15 protein-coding genes are annotated in these 16299 nt (G+C 48.6%); all 15 read left to right on the top strand.

The features are described 5' to 3' along the window. Window positions 1–15 precede the first annotated feature (15 nt). A complete protein-coding gene (locus tag C557_RS0101280) occupies window positions 16–549 on the top strand; it encodes a hypothetical protein (RefSeq protein ID WP_018750000.1) in 534 nt (177 codons plus the stop codon). Window positions 550–652: 103 nt separating this feature from the next. Continuing rightward, window positions 653–937, top strand: coding sequence for an alpha/beta-type small acid-soluble spore protein (locus tag C557_RS0101275; RefSeq protein WP_018749999.1), 285 nt, complete (start codon window positions 653–655; stop codon window positions 935–937). 148 nt (window positions 938–1085) lie between these two features. Then, window positions 1086–2291 carry a methionine adenosyltransferase gene (metK, locus tag C557_RS0101270; protein ID WP_018749998.1) on the top strand — a complete coding sequence of 402 codons (1206 nt, stop codon included), beginning with the start codon at window positions 1086–1088 and terminating at the stop codon, window positions 2289–2291. 215 nt (window positions 2292–2506) lie between these two features. Then, window positions 2507–3115 carry a TetR/AcrR family transcriptional regulator gene (locus C557_RS0101265; protein WP_018749997.1) on the top strand — a complete coding sequence of 203 codons (609 nt, stop codon included), beginning with the start codon at window positions 2507–2509 and terminating at the stop codon, window positions 3113–3115. Window positions 3116–3144: 29 nt separating this feature from the next. After that, window positions 3145–4470, top strand: coding sequence for an HlyD family secretion protein (locus tag C557_RS0101260; protein WP_018749996.1), 1326 nt, complete (start codon window positions 3145–3147; stop codon window positions 4468–4470). Next, window positions 4427–5638 carry an ABC transporter permease gene (locus C557_RS22790; RefSeq protein ID WP_083930060.1) on the top strand — a complete coding sequence of 404 codons (1212 nt, stop codon included), beginning with the start codon at window positions 4427–4429 and terminating at the stop codon, window positions 5636–5638. The genes C557_RS0101260 and C557_RS22790 overlap by 44 nt, the downstream gene beginning before the upstream one ends. 492 nt (window positions 5639–6130) lie before the next feature. Continuing rightward, window positions 6131–8884, top strand: coding sequence for a stalk domain-containing protein (locus tag C557_RS0101250; RefSeq protein ID WP_240472898.1), 2754 nt, complete (start codon window positions 6131–6133; stop codon window positions 8882–8884). 47 nt (window positions 8885–8931) lie between these two features. Next, entirely contained in the window at window positions 8932–10104 is a 1173-nt protein-coding gene (locus C557_RS0101245) for a sensor histidine kinase (RefSeq protein ID WP_018749993.1), read from the top strand. Next, complete coding sequence (locus tag C557_RS0101240; RefSeq protein WP_018749992.1) at window positions 10097–10825, top strand: response regulator; 729 nt, start codon at window positions 10097–10099, stop codon at window positions 10823–10825. Before C557_RS0101245 ends, C557_RS0101240 begins: the two co-directional genes overlap by 8 nt. 166 nt (window positions 10826–10991) lie before the next feature. Next, window positions 10992–11414 carry a hypothetical protein gene (locus C557_RS0101235; protein WP_018749991.1) on the top strand — a complete coding sequence of 141 codons (423 nt, stop codon included), beginning with the start codon at window positions 10992–10994 and terminating at the stop codon, window positions 11412–11414. Between the two features lie 358 nt (window positions 11415–11772). Continuing rightward, on the top strand, window positions 11773–13785 hold the full coding sequence (locus C557_RS0101230) for an ATP-dependent helicase ComFA (RefSeq protein WP_018749990.1): 2013 nt from the start codon (window positions 11773–11775) through the stop codon (window positions 13783–13785). A 3-nt stretch (window positions 13786–13788) separates the two neighbouring features. Further along, window positions 13789–14835, top strand: coding sequence for a ComF family protein (locus C557_RS24795; protein ID WP_154656103.1), 1047 nt, complete (start codon window positions 13789–13791; stop codon window positions 14833–14835). Window positions 14836–14950: 115 nt separating this feature from the next. After that, window positions 14951–15370 carry a TIGR03826 family flagellar region protein gene (locus tag C557_RS0101220; protein WP_026263228.1) on the top strand — a complete coding sequence of 140 codons (420 nt, stop codon included), beginning with the start codon at window positions 14951–14953 and terminating at the stop codon, window positions 15368–15370. 132 nt (window positions 15371–15502) lie between these two features. After that, window positions 15503–15787, top strand: a complete 285-nt coding sequence (gene flgM / locus C557_RS0101215; RefSeq protein WP_018749987.1) for a flagellar biosynthesis anti-sigma factor FlgM — start codon at window positions 15503–15505, stop codon at window positions 15785–15787. 9 nt (window positions 15788–15796) lie between these two features. After that, the gene (gene flgN, locus C557_RS0101210; protein ID WP_018749986.1) at window positions 15797–16297 is read left to right on the top strand and encodes a flagellar export chaperone FlgN; all 501 of its coding nucleotides are present in this window, start codon (window positions 15797–15799) and stop codon (window positions 16295–16297) included. Window positions 16298–16299 lie beyond the last annotated feature (2 nt).

Raw genomic sequence — 16299 nt, 5'->3', positions numbered from 1 at the left:
TCAAGGAGGACGGGAATGAAAAAGATATGGAATATTGTACTTCCGGTTGTCGTAGTAGGCATTAGCTTGTGGAGCGGAGCATTGTTGAATTTGACTACAGGAGGAGCTAGTGCCGCAACGCAACCAGGCACAAGTGAGGATCCTGTGGTAACAAAAAGCTATGTAGATAAGGCGATTCAGCAGGCATTAAGAGGCGAGAATATTCCGTCCCCTACCCCGTCTCCGTCTCCTGCTCCATTGCCCAAGGATAATGACAGAACTCCTCCAGCGGTGGCTGCTCCGGTAGAAGTGGTGACGGTTAAGCCGGGGCAAAAACTGATTGCAGATGCTGGAACAGAATTTGTTGTTCGCGCAGGCCTTGCTGTAGTCTATAGCAAGGATGTCGATGGGGTTACGGATCTGACAGATGGTATTGATATTCCTAACGGATGGGTAGTATCCAAAAACCATTTGCTCTCCTTTCCCAGAGAAGGGCGAGGACTTCAGGTTCAACCTGGCAACGAATATAGCCTGACGGTATTGGTACGAGGGGCTTATTCACTCAAGTAAATGAAGTCTTTTTTTCCCTGCACAGACAATAACTCTTTAGCATTGATTTTCCGCTCTTGCGCACTCTATAAATGTGGACAAACATTGTGGAGGTGCGTGAAGGATGACAGCAAAGCGTAGGACCAAGCTTGTTCCGGAAAGCCATGCTGTGTTGACTCGGTGGAAGCTGGAAATTGCCTCAGAGTTGGGTATACACCTTGGAGGTAGTACCCCCCTGGGAACAGGTGATGCGGAGTTCGGGAATGAACTGGGAATGTATGCTCCAGACACGGCTCAGTACTCTTCCGGGAGTATGGGTTATCTTACATCACGAGAGAATGGCTCAATCGGTGGTGAAATTTCCAAGCGCCTGATTGCCCAGGCCCAGCAATCATTTCTTTTGCCCTAATCTTTGACATGAGTAAGGTAATGCGATATCATGGCAAATAAGGAATGTCTACCAACCCTTTTCCTAGGCTGTAAGGGAAAAGGGTTGGTTTTTGAAATTATTTGGATATACAAGATAACCGTCATGTTATCTTAGGGAGGCTGGATTCATGTCTATTCAAGGGCGGCACTTGTTTACTTCCGAGTCCGTTACCGAAGGGCACCCGGATAAAATTTGCGATCAGATATCTGACGCAGTGCTGGATGCATTTTTGGCAAACGACCCTTATGCCCGGGTTGCTTGTGAAGTATCGGTAGCTACTGGGCTTGTATTGGTGATTGGCGAAATCAGCACTAGATCGGAATATGTTGATATTCCTGCAATTGTACGCAAAACGCTTAAAGAAATAGGTTATACTCGCGCCAAATTTGGTTTCGATTCAGATACGTGCGCCGTTTTGACTTCATTAAATGAGCAATCTGCCGATATTGCCAGAGGCGTTAACGTTGCATTGGAAAATCGCGAAATTTCCTCAAAGGATGAGGATACGAATAATATTGGTGCTGGCGATCAGGGCTTGATGTTCGGCTTTGCTACAAATGAAACACCGGAGTATATGCCATTGCCGATTGCTCTGTCCCACCGAATTGCTCGCAGACTGGCTGAGGTTCGCAAGAGTGGAATACTTGACTACCTTCGTCCTGATGGAAAGACACAGGTGACAGTAGAATATGTTGACGGAAAACCGTCACGGGTAGATACAATTGTAGTATCCACCCAGCATGCTGAAGATATTCCTCTCGAACAGATACACAAGGATGTTCAAGAGCAGGTTATTTCTTCGGTAGTTCCTGCTGAGCTTCTGGATGAAAATACGAAATATTTTATTAATCCTACAGGCCGCTTTGTCATTGGTGGACCACAAGGAGATGCCGGGCTTACCGGGCGTAAAATTATTGTAGATACTTATGGTGGTTATGCGCGTCATGGCGGTGGGGCTTTCTCCGGGAAGGATCCGACCAAAGTGGACCGTTCGGCGGCTTATGCAGCCCGTTATGTCTCCAAAAATCTTGTGGCTGCCGGTCTGGCAGATAAATTGGAAATTCAACTTGCTTATGCGATTGGTGTAGCCAATCCGGTATCTATAAACGTAGATACATACGGTACAGGCAAAATTCCGGAAGCGAAAATGGTAGAGTTAATCCGCAAGAACTTCGATTTGCGTCCGGCAGGTATTATTGAGATGCTGGATCTCCGGCGTCCTATTTATCGTCAAACAGCAGCCTACGGGCATTTTGGTCGAACAGACCTGGATTTACCTTGGGAAAGAATCGATAAAGCCGAAAATTTAAGAACGCAAGCAGCTCTTTCATAGTTAAAGCTACCCAAATACCTTCAAGCGTACGTGACCATATCTTTATGATGTGGCACGACCTTGGAGGTTTTTTTGTGTTAACATTCAGTACTTTAACACACAGCCCAAAAATATACTTGCAAACTTGCGCAAAAGGTGGTATTTTACTTAATGACTAAATGACCAAAAATAAATATTAGTCATTCAGTTCAATGCAGCGATTAAGGAGGCTTACCATGACAAGTGAAATAAATCGCCGTGAAATGATTATTCAAGCAGCTGAGCGTTCATTTTCTTTGTTTGGGTATAAGGCAACAACCATGGATCAGGTTGCGAAAATTGCAAACGTAGCGAAAGGGACGATTTACACATTCTTTGCCAACAAGGAAGAGCTGTTTAATGTAATATTGTGGTCAATTATTGCAGATATGAAGTCTGTGACGGAAGAAACGATTGTTGAGGAACGTAGCTTTTTTGAAAATCTTTATCAAAGCATGGATGCTTTGCTGGAATTTCGGAGGAAGCATGAGATGCTTGCCAAGCTCTTTCAGGAGGTGCGTAGCTTTGGAACACCCCAGGCTCGGGAAGGATTAGAGAAGGTTGAACAGGCCATTCTTGACTATCTTGAACGGCAGCTTGTGAACGCCGGGCAGCGTGGGGAGATTAGTTCGCTGGATCCCAAGGTAGTTTCGTTTGTGATGCTCAAGCTTTACGTAGCCTTGACTCTGGAATGGAACAGCCATTATGAACCATTATCGAGAGACCAGATTAAGGACTTTATGAGTATTTTTCTGGCCGCTGGTCTTTCCACAAAACAATCAGCAACAAATAAAACTAAAAAATGATTCATAAGTTTTCTAGGGAGTGATGAGAGATGAATAAGCTTAAGAAATTTGTAGAACCGAAAGTTCTGGTTTATGTAGCTATTGCCTTGCTTATTGTAAGTGGAATCTGGATTCTAAACTCAAACCGGATTACTTCAGGCAGTGAGAAGGCCAGCCGTCCGACAGCAACCATTGAAGCCGATCAATTAAGTGCCAGCTTCAAGGTTGGGGGCCGAATTATTGAGATGCTGGTGGAAGAGGGGGACGAGGTTACAAAGGGCCAGGTCCTGGCCAGGATAGAAAGTGATGAAGTCAAGGCCAAGGTAGCTCAGGCGGAAGCAGCCCTCGCCGTTACTGAAGGGCAGATCGAGCAAGCTGCTGCTTCTGTTACTGCAGCCAAGGTAAAGGAGCAGCAGGGCCAGGAGGCAGCGTCGTTGACGGCCGAAACCATCAATCATCAGGTTGAACAGGCCAGAGCGGTGGTCAAAGCGGCGCAAGCCAAGGTAGATAGTTTGAAAACAGGGGTCAGACAACAGGAATTAAAACAATTGGAAATTCAAATGCAAGCGGCTAAAGAGGCTTATGATATCGCCACGAAGGCTTTGACCCGTACTACAGAGCTTTTTAATGAAGGTATAGTGAGTCAGGCTGATCTGGATAAAGTTAAAGCTACCTCTATACAGGCTAAAGCGACCTATGACGCGGCAGTCGAGCAGCATGATATGGCTAAGAAGGGTGCGCGTCAGGAGGAAATTGATGCGGCAGTAGCGCAATTGGAGCAAGCTAAAGCTGCATTGGCCTTGGCAGAAGCGAATCAAGCGCAGGTAGAAATCAAGCATCAGGACGTTCAGGCGGCAGGCGCCCTTGTTGAGCAGGCAGAGGCGACCCAACGCACCGCTAAGTCCGGTCAATATCAGGCTGCGGCAGCATTGGAGGAAGCGACTACGTATTTAGGATATACCAAGCTGTATGCGGCAGTCGATGGTGTTGTTTTATCTCAGTCTGCTGAACTTGGGGAAATAGTAGGTTCGGGTTTCCCGGTATTTACCATCCAACAAACGGATTCGGCAAGAACTGCTAAATTTTATTTGCCAGAGACAGAAATATCCGGATTGAAAAAAGGGGATACGGTTCAGGTCAAGCTCGTTGCTGACGGCACAATGTATAAGGCTAAAGTAATTACGCTAGCTCAGGCAGCGACCTTCGCTTCGCAAAAAGCAACACAAAATGGAGGGGATGTAGATATTCGCTCCTTTGGAATCAAGGTAGAATTGATAGATTTGCCGAACGATACCCCGACCGGAATGACATTGGAATGGTACGGGAAGGACAGTGGAGCGATGCAAGCCGACAAAGCGGGTGAAGCCAGTGAATGAGGAGCTCACTGTCCGATATGCGTTAGCTGATGAATGGAAAAAGATTTTCCGTGATCGGGTTATTTTCACGATTCTTCTAATTGGTCCTATATTTTATACTTTTTTTTTCGCGTCTCTTTATAGTCATCGTACGTTAACAGATATCCCTATGCTGATTTATGATGAAGATCAGAGTCAGTTGAGCCAGGAAATTATTCAAGCGCTGGATGTACATCAATCGATAAAAATTGTTGGTGAGGTTCGCTCAGCAGAAGCCCTGAAGGCAGCAATCGACAAGGGGGAAGCAAGAGCCGGTGCTGTTATACCAAGGAATCTGGAGTCGCTGCTAAAGCGCGGTACAGCTACACCGATCATTACTTTTGTAGATGGAACGAACTTAATGATTACAAATTCCGTGCTTAAGGGAGCCAATGAGGTTGTAGCTACTTACAGCTATGGGGCCTCATCCAAGCGAATGCAGCAGCAAGGAATGAATGATGTACAAGTGGGAGCCGCTTTGTCGAACATTCCTTTTAGCTCCCGAGCGCTATACAATTCAACCTTTGATTATGAGGATTTTCTGGTTACGGGGATGGCAGGCACTACTTTACAGCAGGTAGTTTTTATGGCTGTGGGAATGGCAGTTGCGCGTGAGAAGGAAGATAAGACCTGGGGGCGGTTTGCAGTATGGAAGAGAAATCCCTGGAAAATCGCCTTCGTCAAAATGTTCCCGTATTTCTTGATAAGCATAGCTAATATTTTCGTTGTTACGCTCATCCTTACTTCTGTATTTGAGTTATCATTCCGTGGCTCAGCGTGGTCCCTGCTATTGATAGCGATCATTTTTTCCTTTACTGTAGCTGCTATTGGCTATGTGATCAGCCTGATAGCTCCTAATAAAATTATTGCATTGCAGGTTTCCATGTTAGTGGCCTTACCCTCCTTCTCCTTGTCAGGACATTCCTGGCCACTTGAAGGGATGCCTGATTTGCTACAGGGTATCGCTCATGTATTGCCGCTAACTTATTATCTCGAAGCGTTGCGTTCAATTATGTTAAAAGGCTTATCAACGCCTTATATATTGAACAGTTGTATTGCTACGGCAGTAATCGGTTTGGTCGCTTTACTGATCGGGCTGCTTTACTCTCGCTTTATTTCATTCAGGAAAATAGCGGGGCAAGAAGGATAGCTTGAAAAGGAAAAATCCTGATGCGGGGGAATACCCTGAATCGGGATTTTTTTTAAGATTATAGAATTTATAGGTTTTCAGCGTAGCTGAACAATTCTATAATCACAAGAAAAACTACCGCTTAACGTGGTCTGGCTTCAAAGAGAGTACATCAATAGATGTTTTTCTTATGCACAGGTTATCCACCGAATTCACAAAATCCACAAGCAATAGATGGATAAATATAAAAACATATGTATTTACCCACAATATCCACAGTGTTTATCCACAAAATCAGAGTTATTGTGGATAATTCATGATGCTATTCATAGATTTCTTGATCTAATGAATTCAATTGCCTATTTGCTAGATTTCTTTAACAATCTTGTTTTTTTTCGTAACTTTTCTGGCTAAATACAGTCTATAAATAGAGTACTAATTAGCTCGGAGGCGGGAGGTAGTCCTGATCCGGCACAGATTTTGTTTAAACAGATGGGAGAGTCGTTATTTAAAATGGTAGTCAAACAAGAGAAAACTGCAAGAGTAGTCGTCAAATCAGAAGCTGCCCGTCCTAACTCGAAATTCACCCGCTTGGCCGTGAGCCATGGCAAGAAGCTGGCATTGATTACGCTGGCGGGATTAATATGGATTCAACCTGTCATTGGACTTGGTCCATTGGGGGGGAGTGCGCTTACGGCGGATGCTGCTGCCAGCCAAATAGCGAAGCGCGGGGAAGAAATGCTTACCTCTGGAGCCAAGCTCGTCAAATACGAATATACAGTCAAACGCTCTGGCAAGTCGGTGAAGGTGCTGGCCAACGTGATTGAAGTGGACTTGACTAACCCCTATGTTGAACTGGATGTGATGACGGGCAAAGGGGGGCAAGTAACGACCAGACAAACGGTAGAGAACATGGCCAAAGAAAACGGAGCCGTAGCTGGCGTGAATGGCGACTTTTTTGCCACCCGGGGACAGGGGGTTCCTATGGGAGGAGCCGTATCCCAAGGAACGATGATCACCAGCCCCGCTCAATTGCAAGGAATGTATGCCTTTGTAGTGAGTAATGACAGAACGCCGATGATTGACCGGTTCAGCTTTAACGGTACCGTAATCGCTGAAGATGGAAGCACTTTTCCTCTTAGCGGAATTAACCAGGAATCGTATATGATAGAACCTGAAAAGACCTATAGCCATGCAGGGAAAATGTACCTTTATACCAGTGCGTGGAAGGCGGAGGCGCGGCCGGCAGACAGTTCAACGACGCCGACAGAAGTGCTGGTGCAGGACGGCGTTATCACGCAGATATCCTTGCAGTCTGCTATCCCAGGACCTGTGCCGCAGGATGGCTATATATTGCGCGCCCATGGGGCTGCTGCGGAATATGTGGCTTCACACCTTACAGTAGGCGCGCGAGTGGATGCTAGTTATGAGCTGCACTCCCAAACTGGTGGACAAATCATCCATCCGGCCGACCTGAAAGTGATGATTGGCGGACATACCTTGCTGGTGGATCAGGGCAAGGCTTCCGCATTTACTCGTTCTACCACATCTATTAGCGGGGGAAGCGCGGTAGCTCGCACCGCTGTCGGTTATTCCAAGGATGGGAAGAAAGCTTATATCATTACCGCCGAGAAGAATAGCAATAGCAGCGGGATGACGTTGAAAGAATTGCAAGGCTTCATGACAGGCATTGGTGTCTGGAAGGGTCTGAATCTGGACGGAGGCGGCTCTACCACGATGGTGACGCGGCCGCTTGCTGAAACGGATGCCCAGCTAACATTTACCACCTCCAATGGCTCAGCAGGGCAACGGGCAGTTGCCAATGGCTTGGGTGTATTCAGTACGGCCCCGCAAGGGGCGGTGAAGGGGCTTAAGGTAAGTGGCGCATCCACGCTGCTGATTGGACAAACGGTTCCTTACTCCTTGAAAGGCTATGATACCTACTATAATCCGATGGATACAGGAAATATCCAGGCTTCATGGAAGGCCAGCAATGGCAATGTAGTTTGGACTGATGGAGGATTTAAGGGCGTGAAGGCGGGGACGGCCAAAATAACGGCATCCAGCGGAGAAGCTAACGCCAGTAAGGATGTGAAGGTGCTGGGCGGCTCCGATCTGGCGAGCTTAACGCCGGGTACAACCTTTGCCCCCTTGGAGGCAGGAGCTAGTGTAACGGTTGCCGTCACGGCGAAAATCAAAAATGGAGCTGCGATTGAAGTACCTTCTGAATCTGTAAAATGGACCTTTAGCGGCATGAAGGCTAGTGTAAAAAATGGAGTGTTGACTGTACAGTCCATTAATGATGGGGCGAAGTTTGCTTATGCAACGCCTTCTTATGACGGATTTACCGGTACACCGGTGGTACTTGCAGCTTCCTTGGAGACGATCTGGGAAAGCTTTGAGAATATCAGCTATCCGATTTTCTTTACTGGGCTTCCAGCGAGCGTGACCGGATCGGCCACGATTGTGCCAGGCAGCGGAGAGCGTGCCAATTCCCAAGTGCTTAAGCTTGATTATGATCTGACCGGGGGAAGTGGCAGCAAGTTTGCTTATGCCGAGTTTAACGGGGGAAGCGGTAGAGCGATTCCGAACAATGCTACAGCATTAACGGTGGATTTGCTTGGCGATGCCAGTCTGAACTGGGTGCGCGCAGAGCTGTCCGATGCCGACGGCAAGCCCGTATATGTCGACCTGGCCCGTCCGATGGATTTCACCGGTTGGAAGACCGTGACCGCCGACTTGACAGCAAATACGATAAAATTCCCGGCCAAGCTCAAACGGCTGTATGTCGTGAACGTAGAGGAAGGCCAGGATGAGCGAGCATTGACTGGAAGCGTGTCCTTTGATAATGTGCGCTTCACAGCACCGGCTATTGAGGGAGATGCAGGCATGACGAGTGCCAAGGCTGTCATGGTGTTGGGTGAGAAAACGATGACGGTTAATGGCAAAAAGCAAGCTTTAGAGGCAGCGCCTTTATTGCAAAACAACACTACGTATGTTCCGATCAAATACGTAATGGATACTTTTGGGGGCAATGCAGTATGGAATAGTGAGGCTAAAAAAATTACGGTCACCCGAGGGGCGACTACCCTAGAGCTTAACGTGGGCAAGAAGGAATTTTTGCTGAATGGAGCTGTGAATAAAGCAGATGTTTCACCAATAATTGTAAATGGTAGGACTTTAGTCCCGCTTCGTATGGTATCCGAGCAGCTTGGGATTGGCGTAAATTGGGAACAGAAAACCAAATCTATTACTCTCGAATCATGATATGATGAGTCTGGAACTATATGGACTAAAGAACGGAGAAGGATGAAGTGGATTTCCAAGCCGATGCCATTGATCGCGTCATTAATAATGCTGTAACCGTCATGGAAAATAGCAAGCTGCAAATCCTTGAAATACTGGAGTCGGCCCGCAATGAGATGAAGACTCTTAACAATGAACTGCAAAATGTCATGAAGGAAACGGCAGAAACGGTAGAGAAGGTAGATCAACTCGAAGTGAATTATCGTCTATCCCGCATCCGGCTGACGGAAGTCAGCCGTGATTTTGTGCGGTACAATGAGGAGGATATCAAGCAAGCTTACGAGAAGGCCACGCAGCTTCAACTCGATTTGCTGATTTATCGGGAAAAGGAGATGTACCTGAAGGCCCGTCGCGACGAGCTTCAGAAACGGTCCCGAGATGTGGAGAAATCGGCTGAACGTGCAGAGACGATTACTACACAGATGGGAGTCGTACTGGAATACCTCTCTGGCGAACTGGGTCAGGTGACACGTATTTTGGAATCAGCAAAAAACCGGCAAATCATCGGGTTGAAAATTATTTTGGCACAAGAAGAAGAGCGTAAGCGGATATCCCGTGAAATTCATGATGGGCCTGCGCAGCTACTTGCCAATCTAGTGCTTAGGACGGAAATTGTAGAAAGAATGCTTGCGAAGCAGGAATTTAAGATGGTACAGGACGAAATAGTAGATTTGAAGGCGCAGGTGCGTTCCAGTCTGGAAGAAATGCGGAAGGTTATTTTCAATTTGCGCCCGATGGCGTTGGATGATCTGGGTCTTATTCCAACCTTGCGCAAATATGTGCATGATTACGAAGAGAAAACAAAGATTCGGGCTACCTTTGAGACCCGAGGCAAGGAGCATCGGCTATCCTCTTCTATGGAAGCAGCTATTTTTCGTCTGGTACAGGAAGCGCTCACCAATGCGGCGAAGCATGCTTATCCCACCTATGTGAGTGTTGAAATCACCTATCAGGTGCAGATGCTGCGTATTATGGTAAAGGATAATGGGTTAGGCTTCAAGGTGGAGCAATTGGAGCAGCAAACAAATGGACACACTCATTTTGGCTTGATCGGCATGAGGGAGAGAGTGGAATTGCTCGAAGGCAGGATGGAAATTGAATCCACAGCGAATTTGGGAACACAAATCGTCATCCACATCCCGACCAACACACAGAAGGGAAAGGAGTATCAGGATGGATAATGTTATAACTGACAGCAGAACAGCAATACGAGTTCTCTTAGCTGACGATCACCAATTGTTTCGTGAGGGTCTTAAGCGAATTTTAAATATGGAGGAAGATATCGAGGTTGTTGGCGAATGTGCGGATGGAGCACAAGTGCTGGAGGGCTGCCGTCAGTATGAGCCTGAAATTGTCTTGATGGACATCAACATGCCGCAACTGAATGGCGTTGACGCGACAGCAGAGCTTCGTGAGGCTTTGCCAGAAGTAAAGGTCATTATTCTGTCGATTCATGACGACGAGAGCTATGTATTTGAAACACTGCGCAAGGGAGCAACCGGCTACCTGCTGAAGGATATGGAGGCCGAATCTCTGGTCAACGCTATTCGTACCGTAGCAGAGGGAAATGCTTTTATTCATCCGAAGGTTACCGGAAAGCTGATTCAGCAGTTGCGCCGTATGGAATATTTGAGCGAAACTGGAGCTATCGCCGAGGATAACGCGATACGTGAAGCGGGCGTCAAGTTCGTAGCCGGAGATGATAATCCGCTGACGCGCCGGGAGGCTGAAGTGCTTCGGCTCATGGCCGAGGGACGCAGTAACAAGATGATTGGCGAGCATTTGTTTATCAGTGAGAAGACGGTCAAGAACCATGTCAGCAGTATTTTGCAAAAAATGGATGTGGACGACCGGACACAGGCGGTTATCAATGCCATCAAGTTTGGTTGGGTTACTTTATAGAGGCAGGTGCTGAAAACCTGACCTTTTGTACTCGTATCAGGTACATATTGACTGGATCGTAAATGAAAAACTTAATCTGGCGGATTTCCCGGAAAGCTAACGGAGGGAGCCCAGTAACCGACCTTTAAGCAGCGGCATATATTGTCGCTATAGGGAGGTGAGTCCTGTGGTTCCTTACATGGGTTGGGTACTGCTGGGTTACGGGCTGGCCGCAGCACTCGTGCATGTATTTCATGGCTTGCATTTGCGGAAAGGGCCCAGGGAAAATCCGGTTCTTCATTACATTTTAGTGACAAGCAATCATGGACAGCAGATGGAATGGTATTTAAGGGCTCTGTCGTGGTATGCCCATTTGCGGGGAATGCCGCTCAAGGTAACGGTACTGGATGCCGGCTCAGAGGATGATACGGTGGCGATTGCATGGAGATTCCATACGCAAGGCGAGATGGAATTAACTGTGATCGGTTTGCCTGCGGTACAAACGGAGGATACGGAGGAATCGGCCGCTGATTTGAGGGACGGTTCGCCAGTTTATATCGACCTTCGTATTCCACAGGAGGCGGGCAAAATCCCTTATGTCCATGTATAAATGGAGTCCTGACCAACAGCATAGGAATAGACTGGCGCATAAGCATGCGCAGTACAAGGTGTGAAGCACACTCTCATGAATGGCGATAAGCCGGAGAGTGTGCTTTTTTGCGTTCCGGGACAGCGGATTCGGAGTGGTTCCGAAAGGAGGTGATATATGCGGGATAATGTGACTGGGGCCGTATTATAAAGGGATTTTAAAGGGATTTTCATGAAAAGAGGAATTATCTCAAAATTGTTGAAATATGCTTGAATTTGCTATATTTTAGGGGGATTTATAAGTGAAGATAGGCTTATATGCCATTAGGATGATACACGGATGGGAAATGCGAGTGAGCCTGGATATAAGGATGGATTGGATGTGGTGGAGCAGCGGGGAAAGAATCTGTCCCTCTGCTATGTATTTATTGGCTGCTGAGCTGCCTTTGGGGTGGGCGGTAGCTGTGAAGGATGGTTTTGTGTCCAGGGAGGGGATGGACCGCTGGGATGGGGAAGATTGGGGGCATTTTTTGCAGGAAATGCTGCGGGAAGAATGGGCTGAAGAGATGATTTTGCAAAAGGGACAAGCAGGGGAAGCCTGGGAAAGGCTCAAAGGGGCGGCGGGGTGGATGTGGAAGCAAACGGGCGGAGAGCCGAAGGGAGAGATGCTGGCGCAGGGAATGATGACTTATTCGCTTGCTCATGATGAAGAGACTGTGCAGCGACTAGCGGCACTCCTAGAAGGCCGCTCGCTGCTGGAGGCAGAGCTGCAGCAGCTGCTCGCGGAACGCTTGCCCGGCGCAGCGCAGGCATGGCGATCCGTGGTTCAGCACGCGCATCTGCAAGGGCGCGTGGAACTGACGGCGGGCGTGGAGCGCCTGGCCCGCCGTCCGGTTCCGGGCCTGCGCGGTCGCCCGGCCCGGGGCCGCTTCCGCTGCCGGCGTTGCGGCAGCGAGGTGCATCGCCGCACGCCCTGCGGGTCGTGCGGCTCTCGCGGCTGCGCCTACTGCGAGGCCTGCCTCGCGCTCGGGCGCAGCCGCTCTTGCGCGCTGCTGCTGCGCGGCAGCAGCGCAGGCGCCGTGCCGCCTGCCAGCGGCGGCACAGCCCCTGCCCCCACCGGGTCCGTGCTGGACCGGTGGGGGCTAAGCCCCGCCCAGCGCCGCGCGGCGGGGCAGGCCCTGCGCTTCCTGGCGGGAGCGCAGGAAGCGTCTTCCGCGCCGCAGGGTGCGGCGGCGCGGCCAGCAGCAGCGGGCTTCGCGGGGACGAAGCCCGCCGGACATCAACCGCAGGCACAGGGGAGCCTGCGGAAGCTTGTCAGCCGTCTGGGTCAGGCTGTCAGCAGCTTATTTGAGCGGCCCCGGATGCCAGGCGAAGCAGGAAGCGGGGCTGCCCGTCCGCCCCGCTTCCTGCTGTGGGCAGTTACCGGAGCGGGCAAGACGGAAATGATTTTCCCGCTGCTGCGTTATGTATTGAACGCTGGCGGCCGTGTACTTGCGGCGACGCCACGTCGGGATGTCGTCCTGGAATTGGCCCCGCGAATCGCCAGAGCTTTTCCTGAAGATAAGGCAGCTGTGCTTTATGGCGGCAGCCCGGACCGCTGGGAGGACGCCCGGATGATAGTGTCCACCACACACCAATTGCTGCGATTTTATCATGCTTTTGATTTGGTCATTATTGATGAACTGGATGCGTTCCCGTATCATAACGATCCCATGTTGGCGTTTGCTGCTGAAGCGGCTTGCAAACCCGAAGGCCGATTTATCCTGTTGTCGGCTACACCTCCCTTAGCGATGCAAAGAGCAGCCCGGGCAGGCCGTCTGCCGCATGCCAAGGTACCGGCGCGATTTCATGGATATCCTCTTCCCGTACCCAGGCGGATTGACATGGTCCGTCTGGAACAAAGCTTGCATCGCCAATCTCTACCTTCTGGCCTGCTGACACCTTTGCGTCACTCTGCTCAGCGTGGAGCTCAAATTTTTATATTTGTTACGCGTATCCGCCAAATTGCTCCTTTTACTACGTTATTAAGGCGTTATTTCCCCGGGCTTCCGATTGAAGGGACTTCTTCTCAGGATGAGCATAGGGCGGAGAAGATAGTAGCTTTTCGGAATGGGAAAATCAGAATGCTGGTCACAACGACAATTCTGGAGCGCGGGGTTACGGTGCCCAAAAGTGATGTATACATAGTTGATGCAGACAGTGATTTATTTGACGAGGCTTCACTAGTCCAAATGGCTGGGAGAGCCGGCCGTTCAATAGAGGACCCGCAGGGGATCGTGATCCTGGCCTCCAGAGAGTGGACGAGATCTCAGCGGGGAGCAATCCGGCAAATCAAAATGATGAATGCTTATGCGAAACAAAATGGATTTTTGAAGGAAAAGGAGGCTATATAAATCATGACAAATGCACCTTTTGGTTTGAACGATCAAGGAGTTCGAGGGAGAAGACGAAATTGGGATCGGGTGAAGGCCGCCTGGATTCCCCGAGTCAATATCATCCCTCCAGGAGCAGCATCAACCGTGGCAGTTCCTTCATACTACGACTTCAATAGAGAGAACACAGTATGGTCCAATGTGATTTCTCCCTTACATAACTTGCTTGCTCCGCCTGGTATCCCTTGTCTAACGTGTGGCAAGATGATTTCTGGTCGGGTTCGCGGTTATCCGGAGATTTGTCTTTCTTGCTATGGGTCGATTCCCTGGATTCAAAAGCCGCGTTGTCTGGTGTGCGGTCGTCATGTGGGTTGCCCGGATTGCACCCGTGATCCTCAAATCCCCCGCAGCTTCGTAATGAACAGGAGTGCTGTAGCCTACAACTCGGCTATGCGTGAATGGCTTAGCCAATACAAATTTAAAGGAAATGAAATGTATGGTACGGTAATGGCCCGGATGATTGGCCGGGCATACCGGCTCATGGTTAAGGAGCTTGAAGGAGCGGCGCAGGGCAGAAAAATTCGTTTTGACGTAGTCACCTATGTGCCCGTTAGCAGTGACCGGATGCAGGAGCGTGGATTTAATCAGACTGCCCGTTTGGCCTATGGCGTGGCTTCAATTGGCAGGATTCCGCTGATATCGCTTTTGGAGCGTCCGCAGCATGCGGAGAAGCAAAGCTTCAAGAGCAGGTGGAAAAGACTGCGTGATATGCATCATGCCTTTTGCCCATCTGCTCAAGCCCGGGAACGGTTAACGCAGATATTGGCTGAAGCAGATAAAAGGCGTCAAGGCTTCTCTTTATTTACGCGTCCCCCGTTCACTCAAGCCGGTCCGGACGCCCCCTTTACACGCCCTTTACTGGATCATCCTACTCCTGTTCGAATCCTGTTGGTGGATGATGTCTATACCACAGGCAGCACGATTGCAGCCGGTTCACATGCGCTTCAGGAGTTATGCAGCCAGTTGGGGCGGCAAGCTGAGGTATATAGTTTAACTTGGGCAAGAGCCTAAATATTACATTCTTTTGCGTGGCGTTTACAAAATGATGGACGAACTCCTTATGAATGAGTTAATCTAACATCAGGTGAAGTTTTCATTTGGATGGAGGGGACGAAGTAGCATGGGGTTGAATCTTGGGAATTGTCCGCGCTGCGGAAAATTGTTTGCCAATAATTTCAGAGACATTTGTCCTGCCTGTATAAAGGAAATTGAGGAAGAATACGAGCGGTGTCTAAAATATTTGCGTGAGGAGAAGACGGCTACGATTCAGGAGGTTCATGAGGCTACCGGCGTCTCCATTAAGCAAATCACCAAGTTTATTAAAGAAGGTCGTATTTCGGTGGCCAACAATCCAAACATGATGTATCCTTGCGAGGTGTGTGGTACGATGATTCGCGAGGGGAACATGTGTGACTCTTGTCGGGCCCGCCTGACTCGTGACTTGACGGCTGCAGCCAAGAAGGAAGCACTACGACCTAATGACAAGGAAGATAGACAGGGTGGCAGCGGTGCCTACAATGCTATCGACAAATTTCGTAGTCCTTAACGACTAAATCTCTGAGCTTCTGGCATAATAATGTGAAACATCCAATGGTTCGCTATTAAAAATGATTTGAAAGCCGCCGATAAACTTATTAAAGATTATCGGCTTTTTTATATGGAAAGAAAGGTGGAGCCCATGAAAATCAATGAAAGCGGACGGGTCGGAGCCATCAATAGCTATCAACGTCAAATCGAATCCCAACGTAATGATTCAAATAACAAAGCACGTCGTAAAGATGAAGTATCTATATCCACAGAGGCCAAGGAATTGTTAAAGGCACAGGAAGGCAATCTGTCTCCTGAACGTGCTGAGCGAATTGAGGAACTGAAGTCTCAAGTATCCGCGGGAACCTACCATGTGGAGACGGGCAAGTTGGTTGAAAAGCTGATCCCATACTTTAAGTCTTATGATCAAGAATAGGAGACTACGATGACCATACAGCCTCTTGTACATGCATTGCACCTACTTGATGAGTATCATCGTGAGATGATTGATGTTGCTTCTCAAAAGAAACAGGCAATTATCGAGAATGATGTCGAGCAACTTGTGCAGATTATGAATCAAGAATCTCGTATTCTCAAGCGAATTGAACAGGCAGAGGCCCAACGAATTGAGCTATGTAGACAATTTCTCAAGGCCAAGGGAATCAAGAGTGAGTTGAACCTGACCATTACAGAGCTTATACGACTTGTTTTTGACCCGGAGGAGAAGAGTCAAATTCAGCAAGTACAGAATCAATTGTCAGCTTCTTTGGCTGAAATTAAGGAACTCAATCAATTAAATCAGCAGCTAATTCAGCAATCGTTGCATTTTCTTGAATTCTCTATGGAGCTGTACGGTGGCAGACAAGACCAAGAAGCAACTTATCATCATCCCTCCGATAAATCGGCAGGGGTGCAGCGTTCAGGTTTATTTGATACAAGAGCATAGAG

The sequence above is a fragment of the Paenibacillus sanguinis 2301083 = DSM 16941 genome (assembly GCF_000374825.1).
Classification (GTDB): domain Bacteria; phylum Bacillota; class Bacilli; order Paenibacillales; family Paenibacillaceae; genus Fontibacillus; species Fontibacillus sanguinis.
This window is presented reverse-complemented; position numbering and strand designations above follow the sequence as displayed.

Excerpts from the sequence above, each read along its gene's own strand:
- metK (WP_018749998.1), top strand. The coding sequence starts at position 1,086 with ATGTCTATTCAAGGGCGGCACTTGTTTACTTCCGAGTCCGTTACCGAA.
- C557_RS0101230 (WP_018749990.1), top strand. The coding sequence starts at position 11,773 with ATGTGGTGGAGCAGCGGGGAAAGAATCTGTCCCTCTGCTATGTATTTA.
- flgM (WP_018749987.1), top strand. The coding sequence starts at position 15,503 with ATGAAAATCAATGAAAGCGGACGGGTCGGAGCCATCAATAGCTATCAA.
- C557_RS0101240 (WP_018749992.1), top strand. The coding sequence starts at position 10,097 with ATGGATAATGTTATAACTGACAGCAGAACAGCAATACGAGTTCTCTTA.
- flgN (WP_018749986.1), top strand. The coding sequence starts at position 15,797 with ATGACCATACAGCCTCTTGTACATGCATTGCACCTACTTGATGAGTAT.
- C557_RS0101260 (WP_018749996.1), top strand. The coding sequence starts at position 3,145 with ATGAATAAGCTTAAGAAATTTGTAGAACCGAAAGTTCTGGTTTATGTA.
- C557_RS0101275 (WP_018749999.1), top strand. The coding sequence starts at position 653 with ATGACAGCAAAGCGTAGGACCAAGCTTGTTCCGGAAAGCCATGCTGTG.
- C557_RS24795 (WP_154656103.1), top strand. The coding sequence starts at position 13,789 with ATGACAAATGCACCTTTTGGTTTGAACGATCAAGGAGTTCGAGGGAGA.
- C557_RS0101250 (WP_240472898.1), top strand. The coding sequence starts at position 6,131 with ATGGTAGTCAAACAAGAGAAAACTGCAAGAGTAGTCGTCAAATCAGAA.
- C557_RS0101265 (WP_018749997.1), top strand. The coding sequence starts at position 2,507 with ATGACAAGTGAAATAAATCGCCGTGAAATGATTATTCAAGCAGCTGAG.
- C557_RS0101280 (WP_018750000.1), top strand. The coding sequence starts at position 16 with ATGAAAAAGATATGGAATATTGTACTTCCGGTTGTCGTAGTAGGCATT.